Source organism: Streptococcus sp. FSL E2-3488 (genome assembly GCF_038003585.1).
GTDB classification, from domain to species: domain Bacteria; phylum Bacillota; class Bacilli; order Lactobacillales; family Streptococcaceae; genus Streptococcus; species Streptococcus thermophilus.
Genome location: NZ_JBBOPL010000001.1, coordinates 1,754,534 through 1,779,993, shown reverse-complemented (window position 1 = coordinate 1,779,993; position 25,460 = coordinate 1,754,534). Strand labels below are relative to the sequence as shown.

The window sequence follows — 25,460 nt, the reverse complement described above, 5'->3', positions numbered from 1 at the left end:
ATGAGTTAGGTCGAAAGGCCAAAATAAGGTTAAGTTAATAAGGGCGCACGGTGGATGCCTTGGCACTAGAAGCCGATGAAGGACGTGACTAACGACGAAATGCTTTGGGGAGCTGTAAGTGAGCAATGATCCAGAGATGTCCGAATGGGGGAACCCGGCAGGTAATGCCTGTCACTCATTACTGTTAAGGTAATGTAGAGGAAGACGCAGTGAACTGAAACATCTAAGTAGCTGTAGGAAGAGAAAGCAAAAGCGATTGCCTTAGTAGCGGCGAGCGAAACGGCAAGAGGGCAAACCGAAGAGTTTACTCTTCGGGGTTGTAGGACTGCAACGTGGACTTAAAGATTATAGAAGAACTACCTGGGAAGGTAGGCCAAAGAGAGTAATAGCCTCGTATTCGAAATAGTCTTTATACCTAGCAGTATCCTGAGTACGGCGAGACACGAGAAATCTCGTCGGAATCTGGGAGGACCATCTCCCAACCCTAAATACTCTCTAGTGACCGATAGTGAACCAGTACCGTGAGGGAAAGGTGAAAAGCACCCCGGGAGGGGAGTGAAATAGAACCTGAAACCGTGTGCCTACAACAAGTTCGAGCCCGTTAATGGGTGAGAGCGTGCCTTTTGTAGAATGAACCGGCGAGTTACGATATGATGCGAGGTTAAGTTGAAGAGACGGAGCCGTAGGGAAACCGAGTCTTAATAGGGCGCATTAGTATCATGTCGTAGACCCGAAACCATGTGACCTACCCATGAGCAGGTTGAAGGTGAGGTAAAACTCACTGGAGGACCGAACCAGGGCACGTTGAAAAGTGCTTGGATGACTTGTGGGTAGCGGAGAAATTCCAAACGAACTTGGAGATAGCTGGTTCTCTCCGAAATAGCTTTAGGGCTAGCGTCGATGTTAAGTCTCTTGGAGGTAGAGCACTGTTTGGGTGAGGGGTCCATCCCGGATTACCAATCTCAGATAAACTCCGAATGCCAATGAGATATAATCGGCAGTCAGACTGCGAGTGCTAAGATCCGTAGTCGAAAGGGAAACAGCCCAGACCACCAGCTAAGGTCCCAAAATATATGTTAAGTGGAAAAGGATGTGGGGTTGCACAGACAACTAGGATGTTAGCTTAGAAGCAGCTATTCATTCAAAGAGTGCGTAATAGCTCACTAGTCGAGTGACCCTGCGCCGAAAATGTACCGGGGCTAAAACATATTACCGAAGCTGTGGATACCTTTATAGGTATGGTAGGAGAGCGTTCTATGTGCGAAGAAGGTGTACCGTGAGGAGTGCTGGAGCGCATAGAAGTGAGAATGCCGGTATGAGTAGCGAAAGACAGGTGAGAATCCTGTCCACCGTAAGACTAAGGTTTCCAGGGGAAGGCTCGTCCGCCCTGGGTTAGTCGGGACCTAAGGAGAGACCGAAAGGTGTATCCGATGGACAACAGGTTGATATTCCTGTACTAGAGTATATAGTGATGGAGGGACGCAGTAGGCTAACTAAACCAGACGATTGGAAGTGTCTGGCCAAGCAGTGAGGTGTGATATGAGTCAAATGCTTATATCTTTAACATTGAGCTGTGATGGGGAGCGAAGTTTAGTAGCGAAGTTAGTGATGTCACACTGCCGAGAAAAGCTTCTAGCGTTAATTATACTCTACCCGTACCGCAAACCGACACAGGTAGTCGAGGCGAGTAGCCTCAGGTGAGCGAGAGAACTCTCGTTAAGGAACTCGGCAAAATGGCCCCGTAACTTCGGGAGAAGGGGCGCTGACTGATGGTCAGCCGCAGTGAATAGGCCCAAGCAACTGTTTATCAAAAACACAGCTCTCTGCTAAATCGTAAGATGATGTATAGGGGGTGACGCCTGCCCGGTGCTGGAAGGTTAAGAGGAGTGCTTAGCGTAAGCGAAGGCATGAATTGAAGCCCCAGTAAACGGCGGCCGTAACTATAACGGTCCTAAGGTAGCGAAATTCCTTGTCGGGTAAGTTCCGACCCGCACGAAAGGCGTAATGATTTGGGCACTGTCTCAACGAGAGACTCGGTGAAATTTTAGTACCTGTGAAGATGCAGGTTACCCGCGACAGGACGGAAAGACCCCATGGAGCTTTACTGCAGTTTGATATTGAGTATCTGTACCACATGTACAGGATAGGTAGGAGCCTATGACCTCGGGACGCCAGTTTCGAGTGAGGCGTTGTTGGGATACTACCCTTGTGTTATGGCTACTCTAACCCAGATAGGTTATCCCTATCGGAGACAGTGTCTGACGGGCAGTTTGACTGGGGCGGTCGCCTCCTAAAAGGTAACGGAGGCGCCCAAAGGTTCCCTCAGAATGGTTGGAAATCATTCGCAGAGTGTAAAGGTATAAGGGAGCTTGACTGCGAGAGCTACAACTCGAGCAGGGACGAAAGTCGGGCTTAGTGATCCGGTGGTTCCGTATGGAAGGGCCATCGCTCAACGGATAAAAGCTACCCTGGGGATAACAGGCTTATCTCCCCCAAGAGTTCACATCGACGGGGAGGTTTGGCACCTCGATGTCGGCTCGTCGCATCCTGGGGCTGTAGTCGGTCCCAAGGGTTGGGCTGTTCGCCCATTAAAGCGGCACGCGAGCTGGGTTCAGAACGTCGTGAGACAGTTCGGTCCCTATCCGTCGCGGGCGTAGGAAATTTGAGAGGATCTGCTCCTAGTACGAGAGGACCAGAGTGGACTTACCGCTGGTGTACCAGTTGTTCTGCCAAGAGCATCGCTGGGTAGCTATGTAGGGAAGGGATAAACGCTGAAAGCATCTAAGTGTGAAGCCCACCTCAAGATGAGATTTCCCATGATTTTATATCAGTAAGAGCCCTGAGAGATGATCAGGTTGATAGGTTAGAAGTGGAAGTGTGGTGACACATGTAGCGGACTAATACTAATAGCTCGAGGACTTATCCAACGAATGTAACTGAGATATATTGACAACGATTTGGTTTCTTGATACAGTATAGATATTCAATTTTGAGTTGAGAATACTCAGAGTTAAGTGACGATAGCCTAGGAGATACACCTGTTCCCATGCCGAACACAGAAGTTAAGCCCTAGTACGCCTGATGTAGTTGGGGGTTGCCCCCTGTTAGATACGGTAGTCGCTTAGCCTTTATCCGCCATAGCTCAGTTGGTAGTAGCGCATGACTGTTAATCATGATGTCGTAGGTTCGAGTCCTACTGGCGGAGTATATTTTTTAAGCTAGACAATGTCTAGCTTTTTTTGTTATTTGTTAACTGTAGTTGATGACGAAAAGCTAATATCTAGATGTGTCTTTTCAACGACTTTATTTGAGCTTAAGGTTTGATAAAAAGTTTTCGAGCTAGTGGCATATAGGCTTCTGTCATATTCATTGTAAGAAACTGTATCTTATTCATCTTAGAACTTAATAGCTGGGAGTTGGTCTTTATGTTACTTGAAAGTAAACTGATCAAGTTTAAGATGGACAAATGATACCCTTTTCAAGTAAGGCGTTGTGTAATTTTTTATCGAGCTAGATTTGAAATAATGACTCTCTTACACCCTTTACACTGGAAGCAAGGCTTTTTAAGCACATAGTAGTGTTGGTGTTCTAGTTTTGTTTAAACCTCGATTAAGGTATCTTTTTCAAATACAAGAGAAATAATGATGTTAGTGTCTGCAATTCTGTGGTATTCTTAATAAGTCTCATAAGTTCTTCCTAATGGTAGTTTCGTCGCTTTTCATTATAGTTCTTATTGGACGTTTTGTCTGTATTCAAAAATCTCTATAATCTCTACAGTAGTTTTACCCACTACAGAAATTATAGAGCCATACAAGATAAAGTAGTGTTAAAAGGGGATGTTCGGATGATGAAAGAAACAACTAGAAAAGTCATCCGAGATCAAGTGAAACAAATTGCTAAAGGCGTTGGAGTAACCTTTGGGGTTGAAGTGATTGTAGATTATGACGATAACTATCCTGTACTCTTTAATTCAGAAAATCTCACTCACTTTGTAGTTGACAGCTTAAAAGATCAGAATATTCCAGAAGTCAATAATATAGTCTATTTAGGACCACAAAATCCTTCTGAAGATTTTTCATATTATGGGCAAGTTGTACCAAGTACTTTCTTTTACATTGGTGCACAGCCTGAAGATGGCGGAAATTATCCCCATCATAGCCCTTTATTTTGATCGGTGTTTGAAAAGGGTGTACACTTTAATGAAAAGGGTGTATACTTTAATATGTAAGATTATTGAGATAGGGTGGATAACATGTTAGAGAAACAAGTACTTAGCAAGCTTTTGTCAAAAGCTTTTGATGTGCCCGTTATGGTGACATATTGGGATGGTAAGTCAGAAAACTACGGGGACGGCTTACCAAAAATTCACATTAAGTTGAATGAGAAACCAAACATGAAGTCCTTAGCCAAGATGCCAACATTTACACTCGCTGAGGCGTACATGAATCGTGGCATTGAAATTGAAGGAAGCATTCAAGAATTGATTGCTTCCGCTTACCGTCAATCCGGTAGTTTTTTAACTGATCAAAGCGGTTTCAAGGGCACATTGACGAAAATGCTCCACGGCCACGATAAGAATGAATCTAAAGAAGACATTCACAGTCACTATGATATTGGTAATGACTTCTATAAGGAGTGGTTGGGCCCATCAATGACTTATTCTGCAGCGTACTGGCCAAAGGATGGGATGACATTGGAAGAAGCTCAGATGGCCAAGGTTCACCATATTTTAGACAAGTTGCACAGTGAACCAGGTAAGAAGCTATTGGATATCGGTTCTGGATGGGGAACGTTAATTATCACGGCTGCCCAAGAATACGGCCTTGAAACATATGGCGTAACGTTATCAGAAGAACAATATGCCTTTACGAACCAACGCATTCAAGAACTAGGCCTACAAGATAAGGTCCACGTTATGTTGCGCGATTACCGTGATGTGGATATGACCTTTGACTACATCACTTCAGTTGGGATGTTTGAACACGTTGGTAAGGAAAACTTGGGCGAGTACTTTAAGGACGTCGCGAACTATCTCGTACCAAATGGCCGTGCGTTGATTCACGGTATCACTGGTCAACACTACGGTGCCGGTGTTGATCCATTTATCCAAAAGTACATTTTCCCTGGTGGTTACATTCCAAATATCGCCGAGAACGTCACACACATTATGGAAGCCGGTATGCAGTTGGACGATATCGAACCATTGCGTCGACACTACCAAAAGACGTTGGAAACTTGGACTGAGAATTACCACGCCGTATACGACAAAACAGTTGCTGAGCGTGGCGAAGCATTCGCCCGTGCTTGGGACTTATACCTACAAGGTAGTGCTGCTTCATTTGAATCAGGAAACATTGATGTTATCCAGTTCCTAATGACTAAGGGTGCTGCCGGCCAAGGGTTGCCAATGAGCCGTGCTTACATGACAGCTCGCGAAAATTAAAAACCTTTCAGCGTTTGCAACATTTTTGTCGCGAACGCTTTTTTACAATTGTGTAACGAAAACGCTTTCATAAAATGATATCGTTTCACTTATTCGAAGTAACCTTTATGCTAATCAAGCAAGAAATCGAAAAGGTGAACGCAGACGCCAAATTAGAGACACAAGGTGAGTGAGACATGATGAAGTTTATTAAACTAGCCGGTATTATTACAGCTACAGCACTGCTAGTTAATACAACCATCGCTGATGCAGCCACATGGACATAACAGCAGGGAGTTTGTCATAATGTTCCTTGAAAGTAAACTGATCAAGCTTACGATAGCCAGTGGACGTCGACACGCGAAGTCTTCTGGCAATATCAGTTAGTAACACCTTCTCAGTTAGGAGTTGTGTAACCTTTTGTCGGACCAGATTAGAGATTTGGCAGTTTTTCTCAACGATAGATGTCTCAGCCACCCTTACTCTCCTACAATTTTTACACTGGAAACGACGTTTTTTCAGACGTAGTAGAGTTGGCGTTCCCGCTTGCTCGAGAAGAGGGATTTTAGAGTTTTTTTGAAAGTCATATTTGATCATCTTTCCTTGGCATTGAGGACATGATGGTGAAGGGTAATCAAGTTTTGCTTGAATCTCGATATGAGTGTCAGTTTCAAAAACAAGTGAAATAATGATGTTTTGGTCTTTGATTCCGATTAATTCTGTGGTATTCTTAATAAGTCTCATAAGTTCTTCCTAATGATGATTTGGTTGCTTTTCATTATAGTTCTTATGGGACTTTTTGTGTACACTCAAAAAGCTCTATAATCTCTACAGTAGTTTTACCCACTACAGAAATTATAGAGCCATATAATAAAGGAGCTAGGCGAGGACAACTAAAAAAGCACCTTGCTGGTGCTAGTCTCTTGCCTGCTGAACTCGTAAATTGATTGATACCCTAACGGGTATTTTTTTGCTTTCCTTTTTGCTTACTTTCGAGGTAAGCAAACGGCAACTTATGGGGGTATGAATTACTAAAATAGTTCACAAAATCGCTTTGCTATCACTCTAATACAATCCTGTGGAAAAGTAGTGTGATTATATAAACTAATTGTTTCTTCATTTATGGGATATTTAAAGGGTAAGAGTAGCTTAATGATATTTATTGGAAACGCTAATTTAAAGTATAAATATGAGTATTGTAAATTTAGTTTTTAAGTTTTTGTTGATATTGAGAGCAGTTTGTCGGGTTAACGAGAAAAGGTGAGATGAAGGGAAACGATTCGTTAGATTTTTAGGCGTCTACCGTTAGAGGTGCCTTTTAGCTGAAGAACGAACCACCTGTTCTCGTGGGTGGTTTTGACTCTATCTCGCTTATTTAATTGTTTTAGTCAAGTTATTTATAGTGACATATATGTCTCTATTTTATTTTTCTACATTCTTTTATAATAGGTCTGTAATTATCTAATTACAGAATTTATATTTATTATTGGAGGTTCAATGGAACAAGAAGTTTTTGTTAAGGCATATGAAAAGGTAAGGCCAATTGTACTTAAGGCTTTTAGGCAATACTTTATTCAGCTTTGGGATCAAGCTGACATGGAGCAAGAGGCGATGATGACTTTGTATCAGCTTTTAAAAAAGTTTCCTGATTTAGAGAAAGATGATGATAAGTTACGTCGTTACTTTAAAACTAAGTTTAGGAATCGACTTAATGATGAAGTGAGGCGGCAGGAGTCAGTAAAACGTCAAGCTAATAGACAGTGCTATGTTGAAATTTCAGATATTGCCTTTTGTATTCCCAATAAGGAGCTAGATATGGTTGATAGACTTGCTTATGATGAACAGCTTAATGCTTTTCGTGAGCAGTTATCATCGGAAGATTCTCTTAAGTTGGATCGATTGTTGGGTGGTGAATGCTTTAGGGGAAGGAAAAAGATGATACGAGAGTTAAGATTTTGGATGGTTGACTTTGATCCATGTAATGAAGAAGACTGAGTTGAAATTATTCTCTAGTTTGTTTTATTCAATAGTTATGGACATTATTCGTATCAGTTAATTTGTTTATTAGTGACTCTCATTATAAGATGAGTTTGTTTATTTTACCTCTATTGTGTTTCCAGTAATTCTTGGAAGGTCAACCTTTTCTTTATTTAGAGCTTCATGGTAAAGTTTTAAGAATTCTGCATAGATATGGACTTGTTGTCCATTTTTTGTAAAAATGTCAACACGAAAAACAAGTTGTCCGGAAGGTTTTGAAGTTAATCCGATGATATTTGGACTCCCAATAATTTCAGGATAATTTTCAATGTTGTCTTTATTAACTTGTTGGATAATGCTTGTTACTTTATTGATATCGGTAGAAGTATAGACTGGGATGTCAATTTGAGCTCTCATATCTCCACGAGATTTATTGGAAACGATTGTGATATTACGATTAGGTATAAAATGAAGTGTTCCATCAAAGCCTCGAATCTGAGTAGTGCGGATACCCATAGTAGAAACAAGACCTGTAATGGCTCCTACCTCAACAGAATCACCAACTTCAAATTGATCTTCTAATAAGATGAAAAAACCATTAACGACGTCAGATAGGAATCCTTGAGCTCCTAGACCAAGGGCAACACCGGCAAGTCCGGCTCCTGCTAGAAGGCTAGATACGGGAACACCCAAAATACTTAGAAGCCAGTATACAAGGAAAAAGTAAAGGATATAGTGCATGCAATTGTGCAGTAGGTGTTCAATAGTTTTTTTACGGGCGGATGTTTGAATGGTCCATGATAGTGAACGTCCGACAGTATGTTTAAACAGAAAGTTGATAATCTTTTTACTAAGCAGAAAGATGATGAGGAGAATGAGAAGTTTAATTCCTTTCGAAATAAGTAGCATTAGGCTTTCTTCGAAATTAAATTGCTGTATATATTTTTGTAAAATATTCATATCTCTAGTTTATCAAAATTTGTAAAAAGAAACAGTCTATAACGTTTTTCTTGTTATTAAATTGGAGAAAAAAACTTTCAAAAGGCTTTGAAATATGGTAAACTAAACTGTATCTATAAAAATTTAAGGAGAATGACTACATGTCTGTATCATTTGAAAACACAGCCACAAACCGTGGTGTGGTGACATTTACTATCGGTCAGGATAAAATTCAACCAGCTTTGGATCAAGCGTTTAACAAGGTTAAAAAGAATTTGAACGTACCAGGTTTCCGTAAAGGACACATTCCTCGTGCCGTATTTAACCAAAAATTTGGTGAAGAAGCTCTTTACGATGATGCTTTGAATGCAATACTTCCAGCAGCTTATGAAGCAGCGATTGCTGAACTTGGTCTTGATGTTGTTGCACAACCAAAAATTGATGTAAAATCAATTGGAAAAGGTCAAGATTGGACACTTACTGCAGAAGTTGTTACAAAACCAGAAGTAAAACTTGGAGCATATAAAGATCTTGAAGTTTCAGTAGAAGTTTCAAAAGAAGTCACTGACGAAGAAGTTGATGCTAAGCTTGAAAACGAACGTAAAAACTTAGCTGAATTGATTGTTAAAGACGGTGCAGCTGAATATGGAGATACTGTGGTTATTGACTTCGTTGGTTCAGTAGACGGTGTTGAATTTGACGGTGGTAAAGGTGAAAACCACTCTCTTGAACTTGGTTCAGGTCAATTTATCCCAGGTTTCGAAGACCAATTGGTTGGAGCAAAATCTGGTGATGAAGTAGAAGTTAAAGTAACTTTCCCAGAAGACTATCAAGCTACTGATCTTGCAGGTAAAGCTGCTGTATTTGTTACTAAAGTTAACGAAGTTAAAGCTAAAGAAGTTCCTGCTCTTGATGATGAGTTGGCTAAAGACCTTGATGACGAAGTTGACACTCTTGATGAGTTGAAAGCTAAATATCGTAAAGAACTTGAAGCAGCTAAAGAAATTGCATTTGATGATGCTGTTGAAGGTGCTGCACTTGATTTGGCTGTTGAAAACGCTGAAATCGTTGAATTGCCAGCAGAAATGGTTGAAAATGAAGTTCACCGTGCTATGAACGAATTCATGGGTAACTTGCAACGTCAAGGTATTTCTCCTGAAATGTACTTCCAAATTACTGGTACAACCCAAGAGGATCTTCGTAAACAATATGAAGCTGATTCTGATAAACGTGTGAAAACTAACCTTGTTATCGAAGCTGTTGCTGCTGCGGAAGGATTTGACGCTACAGACGAAGAAATCCAAAAAGAAATCAATGACCTTGCAGCTGAGTACAATATGGAAGTATCACAAGTTTCTGAACTTCTTTCACCTGAAATGCTTAAACATGATATTGCTATGAAGAAAGCTGTTGAAGTTATTACAAGTTCAGCAAAAGTTAAATAATATACCTAAAATCAAGTTTCTGTTGAGACTTGATTTTTTATTCTATAAATACTTTGACTATTGACTCTTTTTAGCGTAAAATAGAGGGTAGCGAAATTTGATTGCTGGGTTATTTTCTAGTAGGAATTAGCTTGAGTAATAATGAAGGAGAACCGCTTTGGAACTAGACGTATTTGCTGGACAAGAAAAAAGTGAATTATCAATGATTGAAGTGGCCCGTGCTATCTTAGAAACACGTGGTCGTGATAAAGAAATGTATTTCAACGATTTAGTCAATGAAATTCAAAATTACTTAGAAAAATCGGATGCCGATATCCGTAGTGCTTTGCCATTCTTTTATTCAGATTTGAATACGGATGGAAGTTTCATTCCACTAGGTGATAACAAATGGGGCTTGCGTTCATGGTATGCTATTGATGAAATCGATGAAGAGGTTATCACATTGGAAGATATTGATGAAAATGCACCAAAACGTAAAAACAAGAAAGTTAATGCCTTCATGGATGGTGATGAAGATGCCATCGACTATAATGATGATGATCCAGAAGACGAGAACTTTACACCTTCTTCTGCTATTCTTGAATATGACAACGATAACGAAGATGATGAGAAAGCCGAGGTGGAATCTTATGATTCTGAGTTGAATGAAATTATTCCAGATGACGATTTAGATGATGTTGAGTTGTCTGAAGAAGATGACGATGATGACTATGAAGATGAGACAAATGACTAAGTTTTCATTGACAAATGGTTTTGGATAGTTTAGACTAATTATCGGGCACCTCTTTTAAAGAGGCCATGATTAAGGCTCCCAGAGTAAAACTCTTGGGGTCATTTTTGTTTTCAGTCATCTACTGGTTTTGTTGCTATTGAGTTACTAAATAGCACTCATGTTGTATACTGGTAAAGGACAATTTTGATTATCGAATACGGTAATCAATCTGCTTTTTTCATTGTTTTGTATTATTTTATAAGGAGTTAACATGACAAAATATATTTTCGTCACTGGTGGTGTGGTATCTTCAATTGGTAAAGGGATTGTAGCTGCGAGTCTTGGACGTTTGCTTAAGAATCGTGGACTTAAGGTTACCATTCAAAAATTTGACCCTTACATCAATATTGATCCAGGAACGATGAGTCCTTACCAACATGGTGAAGTTTATGTCACTGATGATGGTGCTGAAACGGACCTTGACCTTGGCCACTACGAACGTTTTATCGATATTAACCTTAACAAATACTCTAACGTTACTACTGGTAAGATTTATAGTGAAGTTTTACGTAAAGAACGTAAAGGGGAGTACTTAGGTGCGACTGTTCAGGTAATTCCGCATATCACAGATGCTTTGAAAGACAAGATTAAGCGTGCGGCGACAACGACTGATTCAGATGTTGTTATCACTGAAGTTGGTGGGACTGTTGGTGATATTGAAAGTCTTCCATTCTTAGAAGCTCTTCGTCAAATGAAGGCTGATGTGGGCTCTGACAATGTTATGTATATCCACACAACGCTTCTTCCATACTTGAAGGCTGCTGGGGAAATGAAGACAAAACCAACGCAACACTCTGTTAAGGAATTGCGTGGTTTAGGTATTCAACCCAATATGTTGGTTATTCGTACAGAGGAACCTGCTGGGCAAGGAATCAAGAATAAGTTGGCTCAGTTTTGTGATGTAGCACCTGAGGCTGTTATTGAATCACTAGATGTGGAACATATCTATCAAGTGCCACTTAATATGCAGGCTCAGGGTATGGATCAAATCGTTTGCGATCATTTGAAGCTGAATGCACCAGCTGCAGATATGACAGAATGGTCTGCTATGGTTGATAAGGTACTTAACCTTAAGAAAACAACTAAAATTGCTCTTGTTGGGAAATATGTGGAGCTTCACGATGCTTATTTGTCAGTGGTTGAGGCGCTTAAACACTCAGGTTTGGCAAATGATACTGCCATTGATATTGACTGGGTTAATGCTAATGATTTGACTGCTGAAAATGTTGCTTCTCGCTTGGCTGATGCTGATGGTATCATCGTTCCTGGTGGTTTCGGTCAACGTGGTACAGAGGGCAAGATTCAAGCTATTCGTTATGCACGTGAAAATGATGTGCCGATGTTGGGTGTCTGCCTCGGTATGCAATTGACATGTATTGAATTTGCTCGCCACGTTCTTCACTTGGATGGCGCTAACTCAGCTGAGCTTGATCCAGAAACTCAATACCCAATTATTGATATTATGCGTGATCAAATTGATATTGAAGATATGGGTGGTACTCTTCGTCTTGGTCTTTACCCATGTAAGTTGAAACCAGGTTCTAAGGCAGCAGCCGCTTACGGCAACCAAGAGGTAGTACAACGTCGTCACCGTCACCGTTATGAATTTAATACTAAGTTCCGTGAGCAGTTCGAGGCTGAGGGCTTTGTATTCTCAGGCGTGTCACCAGATAATCGTTTGATGGAAGTCGTAGAACTCCCAGATAAGAAATTCTTTGTTGCAGCGCAATACCACCCAGAATACCATAGCCGTCCAAACCATGCTGAAGAACTTTACAGTGCTTTTGTAACAGCAGCGGTTGAAAATGCTAAATAATGAACTAGAACAGAGTGGAATAGCCTACTCTGTTTTTTATTGGCTTCTTTTATGCTAAAATAAAGGGAATAATAAGAAAGAGTGAGGAAAACAAATGGCTAAGTTTGGCTTTTTGTCAGTATTAGAAGAAGAATTAGATAAGCACCTGGATTATGATTTTGCGATGGACTGGGATAAAAAGAATCACGCTGTGGAGGTGACGTTCATCCTAGAAGCGCAAAACAGTGGTAATGTGGAGACTATTGATGATAAGGGTGAAGTGTCTGATGAAGATGTTATTTTTGAAGATTACGTGCTCTTTTACAATCCAGCAAAATCGAGATTTGATGAGGAGGATTACCTAGTAACAATCCCATATGAACCTAAAAAAGGTCTGTCTCGTGAGTTTTTAGCTTATTTTGCAGAAACATTAAATGAGGTGGCAACGGAAGGGTTGAGTGACTTGATGGATTTTCTATCTGATGATGGACCTGAGGAATTCGGTTTGGTTTGGGACAAAGAAGCTTTCGAAAAAGGGAAAGCTCAACTTGAAGAGAAGGTGTTTTTTGCTTATCCAAGGTATTAAAGGGAGTGAAAAGGGATGGATGCTTATCTAAAGGATCAGTTAGATTTTACAGGTGTTAAGGTTGCCTTACTAGTAGAGAAAAGTATTCTGGTCGTTCTTAGAGATAATAAGCCAGATATTCCTTGGCCAAATATGTGGGAATTACCAGGTGGTGGAAGAGAGGGCATAGAAACGCCACTTGAGTGTCTTCAACGTGAAGTCTGGGAGGAGCTAGGCTTGACTTTGAAAGAGGAATCGATTATTTGGTCGCGAATCTACCCTAGTATCTTGGATAAAGATAGGTTAGCTGTTTTTGTGGTTGCCCAAATTAGTCAGAAGCAGTATCAAGAGATTTGTTTTGGAGATGAAGGGCAGGAATTTAAATTGATGCCTATAGAGGATTTTATAAAAGCAGAAGGTGTCATTCCCCAGTTGCAAGAACGTTTTAAAGACTATTTAGTAGGAAAGGAAATAGATAATTAATGAACAAATGGCAAGAATTAACGATTGAAGTTAATCGTGAGGTCGAAGAGGCGGCTTCTAATATTTTAATCGAATCTGGGAGCCAGGGTGTGACTATTGATGACAGTGCAGATTATTTGGAAAATGCGGACCGCTTTGGGGAACTTTATCCTGAGGTTGAGCAGGTTGAGACAGTTAAAATTACGGCTTATTATCCGGAATCAGCAGATATCGAGGCTATTACTAAGCAGGTTAATGATCGTTTGGATGAGTTGACAGATTTTGGTCTTGAAACGGGAGATATTCACTTGGTAACTCAAGAATTGGTTGAAGAAGATTGGGCTGAGAATTGGAAAAAATACTATGAACCAGCTCGCATTACCCATGATTTGACCATCGTGCCGTCATGGACAGATTATAAGGCATCAGTAGGTGAAAAGATTATCAAGCTGGATCCTGGCATGGCCTTTGGAACAGGAACCCACCCAACGACTAAGATGAGCCTTTTTGCACTCGAACAGGTGCTTCGTGGTGGTGAGACGGTGATTGATGTGGGAACTGGTTCGGGAGTTCTCTCGATTGCTAGCTCTCTTCTTGGAGCCAAGGAAATCTATGCTTATGACCTTGATGATGTGGCGGTTCGAGTCGCACAGGAAAATATCGACATGAATCCTGGTATGGAAAATATCCACGTTGCTACGGGAGATCTTTTGAAGGGTGTAACTCAAGAAGCTGATGTTATCGTGGCTAATATTTTGGCGGATATTCTCATCCACCTGACGGAAGACGCCTATCGTTTGGTTAAGGATGAAGGTTATTTGATTATGTCAGGGATTATCTCTGAAAAATGGGATATGGTGCGTGAATCGGCTGAGAAAGCTGGTTTCCTCCTGGAAACTCACATGGTTCAGGGAGAGTGGAATACTTGTGTCTTCAAGAAGACGGATGATATTTCAGGTGTGATTGGAGGCTAAATGCAACAGTATTTTATAAAGGGGCAGGTTGAAAATCCAGTGATCATCAAAGACAAGGATGCTGTGAAGCATATGTTTAACGTTATGCGTTTAACAGAGGATGATCAGGTTGTCTTGGTTTTTGAAGATGGTGTCAAGCGCCTTGCTCGTGTGATTGATCGTGAGAATCATGTCTTTGAAGTGATTGAAGACTTAAATGAGACTGTCGAGATGCCTGTATCTGTAACCATTGCTTCTGGTTTTCCCAAGGGAGACAAGCTGGAACTGGTGACACAAAAGGTAACAGAGCTTGGAGCTCAGGCTATTTGGGGCTTCCCTGCCGACTGGTCTGTAGTTAAATGGGATGGTAAGAAGCTTGCCAAGAAGGAAGATAAACTTGCCAAAATTGCTCTAGGAGCTGCAGAACAATCCAAGCGTAATTGTGTTCCAGAAGTCAGATTGTTCGAGAAGAAGGGAGAATTTCTATCAGAATTAGCTCATTTTGATAAGATTTTTATCGCCTATGAGGAAACAGCTAAAGCGGGTGAGTTGGCTACTCTAGCTCGTGAGTTGGCTAAGGTGGAAAATGGACAGAAGCTCCTCTTTATCTTTGGACCAGAAGGTGGTATTTCTCCGTCTGAGATTGATGCATTTGAAGAAGCTGGTGGCGTTAAAATTGGCCTTGGACCGCGTATTATGCGGACGGAAACAGCTCCCCTCTATGCTTTGAGCAGTGTGAGTTATGCCCTAGAATTGAATAATTAAGAGAAAGTTGGCTTTGTTCCAACTTTTTTGTATTTGACACTTTTAATCTAAGATTGAATCATGTCATTGGTTTTGTATGACAAATCGAGCATTTCTAAAAAAAGTTGGTATTCTTATTTCGGTTTAATATAATTGTATTATCTTTATAAAAGGGGAAAATTTTAATGAAAACGGGATCGTTATGTGACTCAATCCGCTGTTGTTTTGGACCTTTTTGCTCTCTTGACTGTGCTACAAGTTGTGGGGCATGCTGATGAGGCAACGGCGCCAGTTCCAACTACCTCAACTGAAACTGTGACAGATAGTGGAGCCACTATCGTATCAGGACAAGGAACTTCGGGGACAGCTGTTCAAGGAGGAACAGAGACTGTATCTGCTACACCAACACCAGTAGCGACAAATGCGTCTGTAGAATCATCATCTTCTAGCTCAACAGCCCAAGCAAGTCAAGAAGCTAGTGCTGTTTTGACTAATGCCAATCAAGTGACACCAGCAGTGCCAGTACAGCCTGAAACCGTTACTGAACCTGCTCATGAGGGACAGACTGTTGATATGCAGATTTTGTCAACAACAGATATTCACACCAACTTGGTTAACTATGACTATTATCAAGATAAGCCGTCTCAAAGCATTGGTCTGTCCAAAACTGCTTGTCCTTATCAAAAAAGCCCGTGAAACCAATCCCAATACGGTCTTGGTGGACAGTGGGGATATGATTCAAGGAACTCCTTTTGGAACTTATAAGGCCTTGATTGATCCTGTTGCCCAAGGTGAGACTCACCCTATGTACAAGGCTTTTGAGATGCTTGGTTACGATGCTGAAACGCTTGGAAATCACGAGTTTAACTTATGGCCTCGAATTTTTGGATCGCATGGTTAAGGCCGCTAAGATTAACATTATCAATGCTAATGTGCGCAATGCTCAGACAGGTGACTACTATTACAATCCCTATAAGATTGTTAATAAGACCTTTACCGATACGGATGGCAAACAGGTAACGCTAAAAATCGGTATTACTGGTGTCCTTCCAACGCAGATTTTGGTTTGGGATAAGGCCAATCTTGAAGGTAAGGTAACTGTCGACGATCCAATGGAGGCTGTTAAGACTATTGTTCCTCAAATGAAGGCTGCTGGGGCTGATTTTATTCTTGTTGCTGCTCATTCTGGTATTGGCGACAATGAATATACTAAGAACGAGGAAAATGAAGGTTACCAAATTGCTGGTATCGAAGGTGTTGATGCTGTTGCGACAGGACATTCTCATGCGGATTTCCCAAATGGTGATGGTACAAGTTTTTATGCCAAATATCCTGGTGTAGATGATGTCAATGGTCTCATCAATGGGAAACCTGTAGTTATGGCTGGTAAGTTCGGAGATCATCTCGGTATCATGGATGTCAAGTTGACTTATACGGATGGCAAATGGAAAGTTGTCAACAGTAAGGCTAAGCTTGAAAAAATTGATACTAAGTCAGATATTGCGGATAAAGCTCTAATTGACATGGCTGCTCATGACCACGATGGGACAATATCAACTATGTTCGTAAGGAAGTTGGTGAGACCACTGCCCCAATCACTAGCTATTTTGCTCAAGTTCAGGACGATCCATCTATTCAAATCGTAAACAATGCGCAATTGTGGTATGCCAAAAAACAAGTAGCGGGAACAGCAGATGAAAATCTACCAATCCTTTCAGCAGCTGCACCTTTCAAGGCAGGGAATCGTGGGGATGCAAGTTACTACACTGACATTCCAGCAGGTCCATTAGCCATTAAGAATGTCGTAGACCTCTACCTCTATGATAATGTCACTGCTCTTCTCAAGGTGACTGGTGCGCAGATTAAAGAATGGTTGGAAATGTCTGCAGGACAGTTCAATCAAATTGACCCTAACAGCAAAGAACCCCAACAACTCATTAACAGTAGCTATCCCTCATATAATTACGATGTGATTGATGGGTTGACTTACAAGTTCGATTTAACACAACCTAACAAGTATGACCGTAAAGGTAAGTTGGTTAACCAAGATGTCAGTCGTGTCCGTGATTTAGCTTATCAAGGTCAACCAATTGATTTGAATCAAACCTTCCTTGTCGTAACCAATAACTACCGTGCGACTGGTAATTTCCCTGGTGTTAAGGATGCCGCAGAAAAACGTCTCCTCAATTTTGAAAATCGTCAGGCCATCATTGACTATATTGTCAGTGAGAAAACGATTAATCAGAGTGCCGATGGGAATTGGAGTTTCCTTCCAAACATTGCAAATGCGGATATCCGTTTTGCCTCATCGGATAATGCACGTGCCCACCTTGCTAATCAGGATGCTATTAGTTATGTGGGGCCCATCAACACAGGCAGGATTTGCGGAGTACCGTTTGATTGTTAAGGAAAAAGCAAATCAAGTCGAGGATACGGCTAATAAAGAATCTGAGAAGTTATCAAAAGGTGCTGAGACAGTGGATCAAACTAAGCGCGTGACACCAAAGGTTATCGAAGGGTCTAGCTTGGTTAAACCTACTACAGCTATTCAGTTGTCAAATTCTCAGGTAATCATCTTGCCTCAAGCTCAAATCCAAGAAACTCAAGTTTCAAGTTCTGCTGAGACTTTGCCAAATACAGGTTCAGATGAATCCGTGTCAGCAATTTTAGCTGGTCTGGTTCTTGTGACCTTGGCTGGTTTCTTTGGAATCAAGAAATACAAAAAAATTAAGCAAGAGAAAAAGCCCATGTCAGGGCTTTTTTGCTCTAGTTTTACAGTTGGATAAAGTTCTTTTGTGCTTCTAGGATAATAGGTGCTAGACGCTCAATATCGGACTGTGTACCACGTAGTTCAAAGTCTCCCAACATTGGGAAGCCAAAACGCTGGCTGTACTGTTTAGCAGTTAGGCAGTATTGGTTATTGAAGTTGCGGTTCCCAGAACCGATGATACCAAAGCAACGTTTGTGGTTGTCATGGGCTGCGATAAAGTCTCCCAGTGGATTGGTTAAGATTTCAACATCTCCATTGTCAACACCATTCCCACCTTCAAGGTAGGTTGGTAGGAGTGCAACAAACGGTTCATCCACTTGGAAGGTTTCATGATTAAGCTCTTTAATATTGATTTGGCGGCAATTAATCCCATGATTTAGGGAGAGATAATCAGACATACGTTTGACAAAGCTTTGGGTGTTACCGCTCAGGCTAATATACACGAGGGTGAGTTGAGACATGAGTGTCCTCTTTCTATCTATATCTTGTGTTTGTTCAATCATTCTAACACAAGATGTTGTGTTTTTCAAGTTGACTCCTCCCAGTTAATAATTGCTTATCTAGCTCTTTTTCTTTACTTACAAAAGTGATAAAATAAAGGTTAATTAAAAGAAGCGAAGGAAGAAATCATGGCTAAAGATAAAAATGTAACAGGAGAAGAAATTTTAGACGTTTGCTCGTCCTATATGTCAGCAGATGATTTGAAATTAGTCGAAAAGGCCTGGCATTATGCGACGGATGCTCATAGTGAGCAATTTCGTCAGTCAGGAGAACCTTATATAATCCACCCTATTCAAGTGGCAGGTATTTTGGCAGATCTCCATCTTGATGCAGTAACAGTGGCCTGTGGTTTCTTGCATGATGTCGTTGAAGACACGGAAAAGACGCTAGATGATTTAGAAGCGGATTTTGGTACGGATGTACGCAATATTGTAGACGGTGTTACCAAGCTTGGTAAGGTTGAATATAAGTCTCACGAGGAGCAGTTGGCTGAAAATCACCGTAAGATGCTTATGGCCATGTCTAAGGACATCCGAGTAATCTTGGTTAAGCTGGCAGACCGTTTGCACAATATGCGTACTCTCAAGCATCTTCGTAAGGATAAGCAGGAGCGCATTTCTCGTGAAACGATGGAAATTTACGCTCCTTTGGCCCACCGTTTGGGTATCAGCCGCATCAAATGGGAATTGGAAGACACGGCTTTCCGTTACCTTAACGAGGTAGAATTTTATAAGATTTCCCACATGATGAAGGAAAAACGCCGCGAGCGTGAGGCACTTGTGGACGAGATTGTCGATAAAATTAAGACCTATACAGCTGAACAAGGGCTTGTCGGTGATGTTTATGGCCGTCCAAAACACATCTACTCTATCTTTCGTAAGATGCGTGACAAGAAGAAACGCTTTGATCAGATTTATGATTTGATTGCTATTCGTTGTGTCATGGAGACGCATAGTGACGTTTATGCTATGTTGGGATACATCCACGAGCTCTGGCGTCCTATGCCTGGACGTTTCAAAGACTATATTGCCAATCCTAAATCCAATGGTTATCAGTCTATCCATACGACGGTTTATGGTCCCATAGGGCCTATTGAAATCCAAATCCGTACTAAGGAGATGCACCAAGTTGCCGAATACGGGGTTGCAGCTCACTGGGCTTACAAGAAAGGTATCAAGGGCAAGGTCGATTCGAAAGAGTCTGCTTTGGGAATGAATTGGATTAAAGATCTTGTGGAACTTCAAGATGCCTCAAACGGGGATGCTAAGGGATTTGTTGACTCTGTAAAAGAGGATATCTTCTCAGAGCGAATTTATGTCTTTACACCAAAAGGTGATGTTCAGGAATTGCCTAAAGATTCAGGTCCTATTGACTTTGCCTATGCCATCCATACCCAAGTCGGCGAGAAAGCCACAGGTGCCAAGGTTAATGGTCGTATGGTGCCTCTGACTGCCAAACTCAAGACGGGTGATGTGGTTGAGATTATTACCAATGCTCATTCCTTTGGTCCTAGTCGTGACTGGATTAAGATGGTCAAAACGACTAAGGCCAGAAATAAAATTCGTCAATTCTTTAAGAATCAAGACAAGGAAGCTTCAATCACCAAGGGTCGTGAGCTTTTGATAGCCTATTTCCAAGAGCATGGCTATATTGCCAACAAGTACCTAGACAAGAAACATATAGAGGAGATCCTTCCTCGTATGAGTGTGCGTAGTGAGGAAGCTCTCTATGCTGCTGTTGGTTTTGGTGAAATTAGTGCCGCTGCGGTTTTCAATCGTCTGACAGAAAAAGAACGCCGTGAGGAAGAGCGTGCTAAGGCAAAAGCTGAAGCTGAAGAACTGATGAATGGTGGCGAGGTCAAGACTGAGAAGAAAGATGTTCTCAAGGTTAAAAGTGAAAATGGAGTTATCATTCAAGGTGCCTCAGGTCTCCTTATGCGTATCGCTAAGTGTTGTAACCCAGTACCTGGAGATGAGATTGAAGGTTATATCACTAAGGGACGTGGAATAGCTATTCATCGCTCAGATTGTAATAATATCAAGAATCAAGAAGGTTATGAGCAACGTTTAATTGAAGTTGAGTGGGATGAACGCAATACCAATAAATCTTACTTAGCTGAGATTGATATCTATGGCCTAAATCGTTCGGGTCTTTTGAACGATGTTCTTCAAATCTTGTCAAATACAACCAAGAGCATTGCTTCGGTTAATGCACAACCAACTAAGGATATGAAGTTTGCCAATATTCACGTTAGCTTTGAAATTGCTAATCTTATTGAATTGACTGGCCTTGTGGATAAGATTAAAATTATTCCAGATGTTTATAGTGTTAAACGTACTAATGGTTAAGGAGTTGCTGCTATGAAGATTGTGATTCAGCGTGTGCAAAGTGCTTCTGTAGCTATTGAGGATAGTACGGTCGGTACTATTAAGCAAGGGCTTTTGCTCTTGGTTGGAGTTGGCCCAGAAGACACTAAAGAGGATCTTGACTATGCGGTTCGTAAGATTATCAATATGCGCATTTTTTCAGATGAAGATGGCAAGATGAATCTCTCTGTTAAGGATATTGGTGGTCAGATTTTATCGATTTCTCAGTTTACGCTTTTTGCAGATACGAAAAAAGGGAATCGACCGGCATTTACGGGAGCTGCAAAGCCTGACATGGCCAGCCAGTTCTATGACGATTTCAACCAATCCTTGTCAAGTTATGTTCCTGTAGAAAGAGGACGCTTTGGTGCAGATATGCAGGTTAGTCTGGTCAATGATGGCCCTGTTACTGTCATCTTGGATACTAAAAATAGATAAACAAATCATTTCTCACTTTGCATGGGAGATGTTTTTTATTCTCATCAAATTTAGGATTTTAGGAGCTGAAATGTCATCATTTACTGTTTATTTTTATCATTCTAGATAGAATTAGATAACTGGATATCTAATTTCTGAAAAAAACTGACTATTCAAGATGAAAAAATTACCGTTTATGATGATTTCTGGAAATTCCCTTGTTTTACAAAAAATAACTCGAGTTTACAGCATGCAAATACAAATAGTAATAATTTGAAACGCTGAGGTGATTTAAACTTTTTTAGAGGGATAGGTAGATATGTTAAAGAAAGTAGCGTCAACTAAATTATTATCAGGGTTGTTTGTAGCCGGTGGTATCCTAGGGATGAATCAAGCTGCCAAGGCAGGTAACGTGGTCAATTCAGAAGTAATAAAACCAGTTATTAGTTATTCCAGGTCGTATGCAGATTGCCTACGGTGATTTGAAAGCACGTATTGATATGGTACGCAACAAAACTGAATCACTTATCGTTGGTGCTTACATGGGGGAATCGGGGATTGACTATACTGTTCTTGCTGGAAAAGCAACTAACAGTGTTGGTAAAAATGTTTTTGCGAGCAAGCCATTACAAGCCGACGCGGCTTTTCTGGTAGATGCGACAGTAGTTGCAGCTGGTGGTTATCACATGTCCATTGCAGCTCTTAACGTCTTTCAAAGTTGCCTATTACCAAACTCCATACCTTAGTGTAGCTAAGTATACTATTCGTAAGCTTTACAACCACCAACAGTTTATCACTGCTTATGAAAATCTTCTCCGCAGTGAGGGTGTGACTAACAGTAATCGGTCTGTATCTACTAAGAATATTACTGGTGAAATCCTTTCTAAGGATGCTCTAGGTGTGACAGGTGATAAAGTTTGGATATTTGTCAAGTCTGGGAAAGGCTTATCAACTGTTCAAATGATTAACATGATCGGCATCAATGCGAGCTGGCATAATGAAGAGGGTGATGTGGACAATAAAACACCGTATGCTCAAGAAAATCTCACAGTTCGTCTTAGCCTATCAGGAAAAACAGCTCAAGAGGCTGTTAAAATTGCAGATCAACTCTATATGATGTCACCAGATGATTGGGCAACTTTCGATTATGAGAAAGGCACAAGCAAGGCTTGAAACAGATGAAAATGATTAACCGGTACTTGTCATTTGAGTTCCTAAACTAACTCTTTGGAACATGCTTTAGTATACAAAGATTCAGAGGCTACAACAGATGTGAAACCATCTATGGAATCTCCTAAATTAGATGAGACATTTAAAGCATCACCATTAGTTGACGAGCTAGTAAATTCAGTAGCTGCTCCGGTAGCAATAGCTGTATCAGAGATCTTGCATGCTAAGAAAGGTGATAACTCAGCGTCTAATACGGATCAAGGTTCAGTAGTATCAGATTCAATCAATATTTTAATTTCGGAGGCCGCAAGTATATCTGTTTCAGTCGCCTTGTCAGAAGTGTCAGAAAGTACAACAGCATCATTAGAAGCGTCAACTTCAGAATCAGAAGTAGTTGAAGAACCAGCAGTTTATTTGACAGAATCAGAGAGCCAGGCAAGCACTTCAGAGGAAATGATCTTTGAAGGAGTACCAGAAAACATCAATAGTTGGAATCGTCTTTCTGAAACTCCACGGGTCTCAGAATTTTTACTAAGTACTTTTAAAACAGTCACAGAAGTAGCATCACTCTTTAGTAATTATGAAAGATATTCAGAAACAGCTAGCTCGGAATCTCACTCTATGGTAGTAGCTACTTCAGAGGTTTCTATCGAAAAATTAGCAGTACCTATCTTGAGAGATACGGAGGGTGGCTTGTATGATGCAACAACAATCAGAAATATTGTTGAGATGATTGACAGCATCACAATGGATGTCAGTTATATGTGTAGCAGTCGTCAAGACCTTGTCAATACACCTTCGTCAGAGAACACCTACAATGGTAGTTAAGATCTTAACCTTGCCAGTAGGATAAAGATGCAAGCAGATGATAAAAGATCAACTAAAAATCTTAAGGCTACATTGATAAAACAGCAAAATCTCATAAGTGGGGAGAACGTGTTGTTGCTATACTTAAAACTATAGTCCTAGCAGAGGTGACAGTTCTTCGTAATTTCTTGATGTCAAAAAAGAATAAATAATAGGTAAAACTCTTTGTATGAACAAGGAGTTTTCTTTTGATAGATTGCTATTTTTCTGAAAATTGTGATACAATAGAAATAGTTTGAATTTTGTGTCAAAGGAGAGCCAATGATTACTGCAAATGATATCGTAAAGGCTAATGAAGTCTTAAAAAACGTGGTGGAGCGTACCCCACTAGATTTTGATCGCTACTTATCTGAAAAATATGGAGCGACTATTTATATTAAAAAAGAAAATATGCAAAAGGTACGTTCCTTTAAATTACGTGGTGCCTACTATGCGATCCATCAGTTAAGTGATGAAGACAAGGAACATGGTGTGGTCTGTGCATCAGCCGGAAACCATGCCCAAGGTGTTGCTTATACTTGTAATGAAATGAAGATTCCTGCAACTATCTTTATGCCAGTAACAACCCCTCTCCAAAAAATTGGTCAAGTACGTTTCTTTGGTGGCAAGTTTGTAACAATTAAATTGGTTGGAGATACCTTTGATGAATCTGCTAAAGCGGCACAAGAGTATACGAAGTCGGAAGGGATGACTTTTATTGATCCATTCGATGATTATAATGTCCAAGCGGGTCAAGGAACTGTTGCTTATGAAATTTATGAGCAAGCTCAAGAGGAAGGTGTTTCCTTTGATAGTATCTTAGTGCCGGTAGGTGGGGGTGGACTCATCTCTGGTGTGGCTACCTATATCAAGGATGTGGCACCCTCTATAGAGGTTGTAGGTGTTGAGGCTAGTGGTGCTCGTAGTATGCGTGCAGCCTTTGACCATGGTTATCCTGTAAAACTTGAAAAGATTGATAAGTTTGCAGATGGGATTGCTGTCCAAAAGGTAGGTGCAAAAACTTACGAAGTTGCTCGTAAATATGTAGATCGTCTCTTGGGAGTTGATGAAGGATTAATCTCAGAAACCTTAATTGATATGTACTCGAAGGTTGGTACTATCGCAGAACCTGCAGGGGCAGCATCAGTTGCGGCACTTGAAGTGATTAAAGATGAAATTAAAGGAAAAACTATCGTTTGCATCATTTCAGGCGGTAATAATGATATCAACCGTATGCCAGAGATGGAAGAACGTGCCCTTATCTATGATGGGATCAAGCACTATTTTGTGGTTAATTTCCCACAACGTCCAGGAGCCCTTCGTGAGTTTGTAAATGATATCTTAGGGCCAAATGATGACATTACTCGTTTTGAGTACATCAAACGTGCCAATAAAGGGAAAGGTCCAGTTCTCATTGGTATAGCTCTTAGTGATAAGAATGATTATGATGGTCTTCTTGAGCGTCTTTCTGAATTTGATCCAAGTTACATTAATCTTAACGGAAATGAAACACTTTACAACATGCTTGTCTGAGGACGGGTTCATATAATGAAAAAAGAACTGATATTAGTCAGTTCTTTTCTATGTGTAAACTAGCGATGAAATACTTTGAAGAATCCATCATAATCTAGAAAGACTTAAGGAGGATCATTTCTTCAATCTAAATCCCCAGTATCTCTACTGAGGATTCTCATTATTCGATAATCAAGAGTCCATCCTTGATAGTAAATGGATTGTCTTTATTGATACGGTCGTAGAACATGATACCGTTAGTATGGTCGATTTCATGTTGAACAACGATTGAGTCGTAACCACGGAGTTTAATACGTTTCTTTTCACCCTCTTTGTTGAAGTATTCAATAGTAACACGAGCATGGCGAACGACATATCCAGGAACGTCGCGATCGACTGAAAGGCATCCTTCACCGTTACCTAGAGCAGCCTCCTGAACAGAATGGGCAACTACTTTAGGATTATACATGATTTCTTGAAGGCTATAAGCTTCTTTAGGTGGATTCCCCTTAGCGTCTTCAGGATTTGGAACGAGAACAGCAATAATGCGTTTTGAAATATCTAATTGTGGTGCTGCAAGACCAACACCTCCTCGAAGTCCCATTTTTTCAGCGATAACAGGGTCCTGTGAATTACGAAGAAACTGCATCATTTTTTCACCAAGGATAATATCTTCATCTGAAAGTGGTAGGGTTACGTCTTCAGTGACAGCACGCAAGGTTGGGTTGCCTTCGCGTATGATATCGTTCATATCAATCATGTGGCTGGCGCGAATAATTTTGGTTTGAGCATCCATTTGTATAC

At 40.7% G+C, this 25,460-nt stretch carries 16 protein-coding genes, 1 tRNA gene, 2 rRNA genes and 4 pseudogenes; 19 read left to right on the top strand and 4 right to left on the bottom strand.

The annotated features are described in order from the left end of the window. The first annotated feature begins 27 nt into the window (after positions 1-27). The 5 genes from MHH90_RS09135 (at position 28) to MHH90_RS09115 (ending at position 5,443) form a co-directional block, all read left to right on the top strand. Positions 28-2,927 (top strand): 23S ribosomal RNA (locus MHH90_RS09135). A gap of 83 nt (positions 2,928-3,010) precedes the next feature. Next, positions 3,011-3,126, top strand: a 5S ribosomal RNA gene (gene rrf / locus MHH90_RS09130). Between the two features lie 5 nt (positions 3,127-3,131). After that, positions 3,132-3,205 (top strand) — tRNA-Asn (locus MHH90_RS09125). A gap of 639 nt (positions 3,206-3,844) precedes the next feature. Next, on the top strand, positions 3,845-4,171 hold the full coding sequence (locus MHH90_RS09120; protein WP_014607875.1) for a M20/M25/M40 family metallo-hydrolase: 327 nt from the start codon (positions 3,845-3,847) through the stop codon (positions 4,169-4,171). Between the two features lie 81 nt (positions 4,172-4,252). Continuing rightward, on the top strand, positions 4,253-5,443 hold the full coding sequence (locus tag MHH90_RS09115) for an SAM-dependent methyltransferase (RefSeq protein ID WP_024704158.1): 1,191 nt from the start codon (positions 4,253-4,255) through the stop codon (positions 5,441-5,443). 258 nt (positions 5,444-5,701) lie between these two features. On the opposite strand, the pseudogene MHH90_RS09110 reads toward MHH90_RS09115, so the two are convergent. After that, positions 5,702-6,166: pseudogene (locus MHH90_RS09110) on the bottom strand (transposase family protein); the annotation flags it as partial. Positions 6,167-6,523: 357 nt separating this feature from the next. Between MHH90_RS09110 and MHH90_RS09105 the strand changes: the two are divergent. Further along, positions 6,524-6,628, top strand: a pseudogene (locus MHH90_RS09105) (IS200/IS605 family transposase); the annotation flags it as partial. A 291-nt stretch (positions 6,629-6,919) separates the two neighbouring features. Further along, complete coding sequence (locus tag MHH90_RS09100; RefSeq protein WP_002949220.1) at positions 6,920-7,417, top strand: sigma factor; 498 nt, start codon at positions 6,920-6,922, stop codon at positions 7,415-7,417. Positions 7,418-7,516: 99 nt separating this feature from the next. On the opposite strand, the gene MHH90_RS09095 is transcribed toward MHH90_RS09100, so the two are convergent. Beyond that, entirely contained in the window at positions 7,517-8,359 is an 843-nt protein-coding gene (locus tag MHH90_RS09095; protein ID WP_011225338.1) for a mechanosensitive ion channel family protein, read from the bottom strand. Positions 8,360-8,499: 140 nt separating this feature from the next. Here MHH90_RS09095 and tig point away from each other — a divergent pair, with 140 nt between their 5' ends. The 8 genes and pseudogenes from tig to MHH90_RS09055 all read left to right on the top strand — a co-directional run bounded on the left by tig (position 8,500) and on the right by MHH90_RS09055 (position 17,860). Beyond that, positions 8,500-9,783, top strand: coding sequence for a trigger factor (gene tig / locus MHH90_RS09090; protein WP_011680653.1), 1,284 nt, complete (start codon positions 8,500-8,502; stop codon positions 9,781-9,783). Between the two features lie 157 nt (positions 9,784-9,940). Next, the gene (rpoE, locus tag MHH90_RS09085) at positions 9,941-10,516 is read left to right on the top strand and encodes a DNA-directed RNA polymerase subunit delta (RefSeq protein ID WP_024009706.1); all 576 of its coding nucleotides are present in this window, start codon (positions 9,941-9,943) and stop codon (positions 10,514-10,516) included. Between the two features lie 250 nt (positions 10,517-10,766). Next, positions 10,767-12,371: a CTP synthase gene (locus MHH90_RS09080; protein ID WP_002949230.1), complete on the top strand. Its 1,605-nt coding sequence runs from the start codon at positions 10,767-10,769 to the stop codon at positions 12,369-12,371. Between the two features lie 94 nt (positions 12,372-12,465). Beyond that, positions 12,466-12,936, top strand: a complete 471-nt coding sequence (locus tag MHH90_RS09075) for a DUF3013 family protein (RefSeq protein WP_014607879.1) — start codon at positions 12,466-12,468, stop codon at positions 12,934-12,936. A 15-nt stretch (positions 12,937-12,951) separates the two neighbouring features. Further along, positions 12,952-13,398 carry an NUDIX hydrolase gene (locus MHH90_RS09070; RefSeq protein WP_011680655.1) on the top strand — a complete coding sequence of 149 codons (447 nt, stop codon included), beginning with the start codon at positions 12,952-12,954 and terminating at the stop codon, positions 13,396-13,398. Next, entirely contained in the window at positions 13,398-14,351 is a 954-nt protein-coding gene (prmA, locus tag MHH90_RS09065) for a 50S ribosomal protein L11 methyltransferase (protein WP_113870452.1), read from the top strand. Before MHH90_RS09070 ends, prmA begins: the two co-directional genes overlap by 1 nt. Beyond that, the gene (locus tag MHH90_RS09060) at positions 14,352-15,095 is read left to right on the top strand and encodes a 16S rRNA (uracil(1498)-N(3))-methyltransferase (RefSeq protein ID WP_084825734.1); all 744 of its coding nucleotides are present in this window, start codon (positions 14,352-14,354) and stop codon (positions 15,093-15,095) included. A 552-nt stretch (positions 15,096-15,647) separates the two neighbouring features. After that, a pseudogene (locus tag MHH90_RS09055) lies at positions 15,648-17,860 on the top strand (bifunctional 2',3'-cyclic-nucleotide 2'-phosphodiesterase/3'-nucleotidase). On the opposite strand, the gene nrdI reads toward MHH90_RS09055, so the two are convergent. Next, positions 17,847-18,305 (bottom strand): class Ib ribonucleoside-diphosphate reductase assembly flavoprotein NrdI, encoded by a 459-nt coding sequence (nrdI, locus tag MHH90_RS09050; RefSeq protein ID WP_041826949.1) that lies wholly within the window; start codon positions 18,303-18,305, stop codon positions 17,847-17,849. The pseudogene MHH90_RS09055 and the gene nrdI sit on opposite strands and share 14 nt — an antisense overlap. A 168-nt stretch (positions 18,306-18,473) precedes the next feature. On the opposite strand from nrdI, the gene MHH90_RS09045 reads away from it, so the two are divergent. From MHH90_RS09045 to ilvA, 4 genes and pseudogenes are all read left to right on the top strand, one after another. Beyond that, positions 18,474-20,693: a RelA/SpoT family protein gene (locus tag MHH90_RS09045; RefSeq protein ID WP_340725899.1), complete on the top strand. Its 2,220-nt coding sequence runs from the start codon at positions 18,474-18,476 to the stop codon at positions 20,691-20,693. 12 nt (positions 20,694-20,705) lie between these two features. After that, on the top strand, positions 20,706-21,149 hold the full coding sequence (gene dtd / locus MHH90_RS09040; protein ID WP_004197391.1) for a D-aminoacyl-tRNA deacylase: 444 nt from the start codon (positions 20,706-20,708) through the stop codon (positions 21,147-21,149). 437 nt (positions 21,150-21,586) lie between these two features. After that, a pseudogene (locus tag MHH90_RS10310) lies at positions 21,587-23,317 on the top strand (glycoside hydrolase family 66 protein); the annotation flags it as partial. A gap of 109 nt (positions 23,318-23,426) precedes the next feature. Beyond that, on the top strand, positions 23,427-24,677 hold the full coding sequence (gene ilvA, locus MHH90_RS09020; RefSeq protein ID WP_002949243.1) for a threonine ammonia-lyase IlvA: 1,251 nt from the start codon (positions 23,427-23,429) through the stop codon (positions 24,675-24,677). A gap of 160 nt (positions 24,678-24,837) precedes the next feature. Here the strand turns inward: ilvA and def are convergent, their stop codons facing one another. Then, entirely contained in the window at positions 24,838-25,452 is a 615-nt protein-coding gene (gene def / locus MHH90_RS09015; RefSeq protein WP_340725898.1) for a peptide deformylase, read from the bottom strand. Between the last annotated feature and the right edge of the window lie 8 nt (positions 25,453-25,460).

Excerpts from the sequence above, each read along its gene's own strand:
- MHH90_RS09120 (WP_014607875.1), top strand. The coding sequence starts at position 3,845 with ATGATGAAAGAAACAACTAGAAAAGTCATCCGAGATCAAGTGAAACAA.
- MHH90_RS09115 (WP_024704158.1), top strand. The coding sequence starts at position 4,253 with ATGTTAGAGAAACAAGTACTTAGCAAGCTTTTGTCAAAAGCTTTTGAT.
- MHH90_RS09100 (WP_002949220.1), top strand. The coding sequence starts at position 6,920 with ATGGAACAAGAAGTTTTTGTTAAGGCATATGAAAAGGTAAGGCCAATT.
- MHH90_RS09095 (WP_011225338.1), bottom strand. The coding sequence starts at position 8,359 with ATGAATATTTTACAAAAATATATACAGCAATTTAATTTCGAAGAAAGC.
- tig (WP_011680653.1), top strand. The coding sequence starts at position 8,500 with ATGTCTGTATCATTTGAAAACACAGCCACAAACCGTGGTGTGGTGACA.
- MHH90_RS09080 (WP_002949230.1), top strand. The coding sequence starts at position 10,767 with ATGACAAAATATATTTTCGTCACTGGTGGTGTGGTATCTTCAATTGGT.
- MHH90_RS09075 (WP_014607879.1), top strand. The coding sequence starts at position 12,466 with ATGGCTAAGTTTGGCTTTTTGTCAGTATTAGAAGAAGAATTAGATAAG.
- MHH90_RS09070 (WP_011680655.1), top strand. The coding sequence starts at position 12,952 with ATGGATGCTTATCTAAAGGATCAGTTAGATTTTACAGGTGTTAAGGTT.
- prmA (WP_113870452.1), top strand. The coding sequence starts at position 13,398 with ATGAACAAATGGCAAGAATTAACGATTGAAGTTAATCGTGAGGTCGAA.
- MHH90_RS09060 (WP_084825734.1), top strand. The coding sequence starts at position 14,352 with ATGCAACAGTATTTTATAAAGGGGCAGGTTGAAAATCCAGTGATCATC.
- nrdI (WP_041826949.1), bottom strand. The coding sequence starts at position 18,305 with ATGTCTCAACTCACCCTCGTGTATATTAGCCTGAGCGGTAACACCCAA.
- MHH90_RS09045 (WP_340725899.1), top strand. The coding sequence starts at position 18,474 with ATGGCTAAAGATAAAAATGTAACAGGAGAAGAAATTTTAGACGTTTGC.
- dtd (WP_004197391.1), top strand. The coding sequence starts at position 20,706 with ATGAAGATTGTGATTCAGCGTGTGCAAAGTGCTTCTGTAGCTATTGAG.
- ilvA (WP_002949243.1), top strand. The coding sequence starts at position 23,427 with ATGATTACTGCAAATGATATCGTAAAGGCTAATGAAGTCTTAAAAAAC.
- def (WP_340725898.1), bottom strand. The coding sequence starts at position 25,452 with ATGGATGCTCAAACCAAAATTATTCGCGCCAGCCACATGATTGATATG.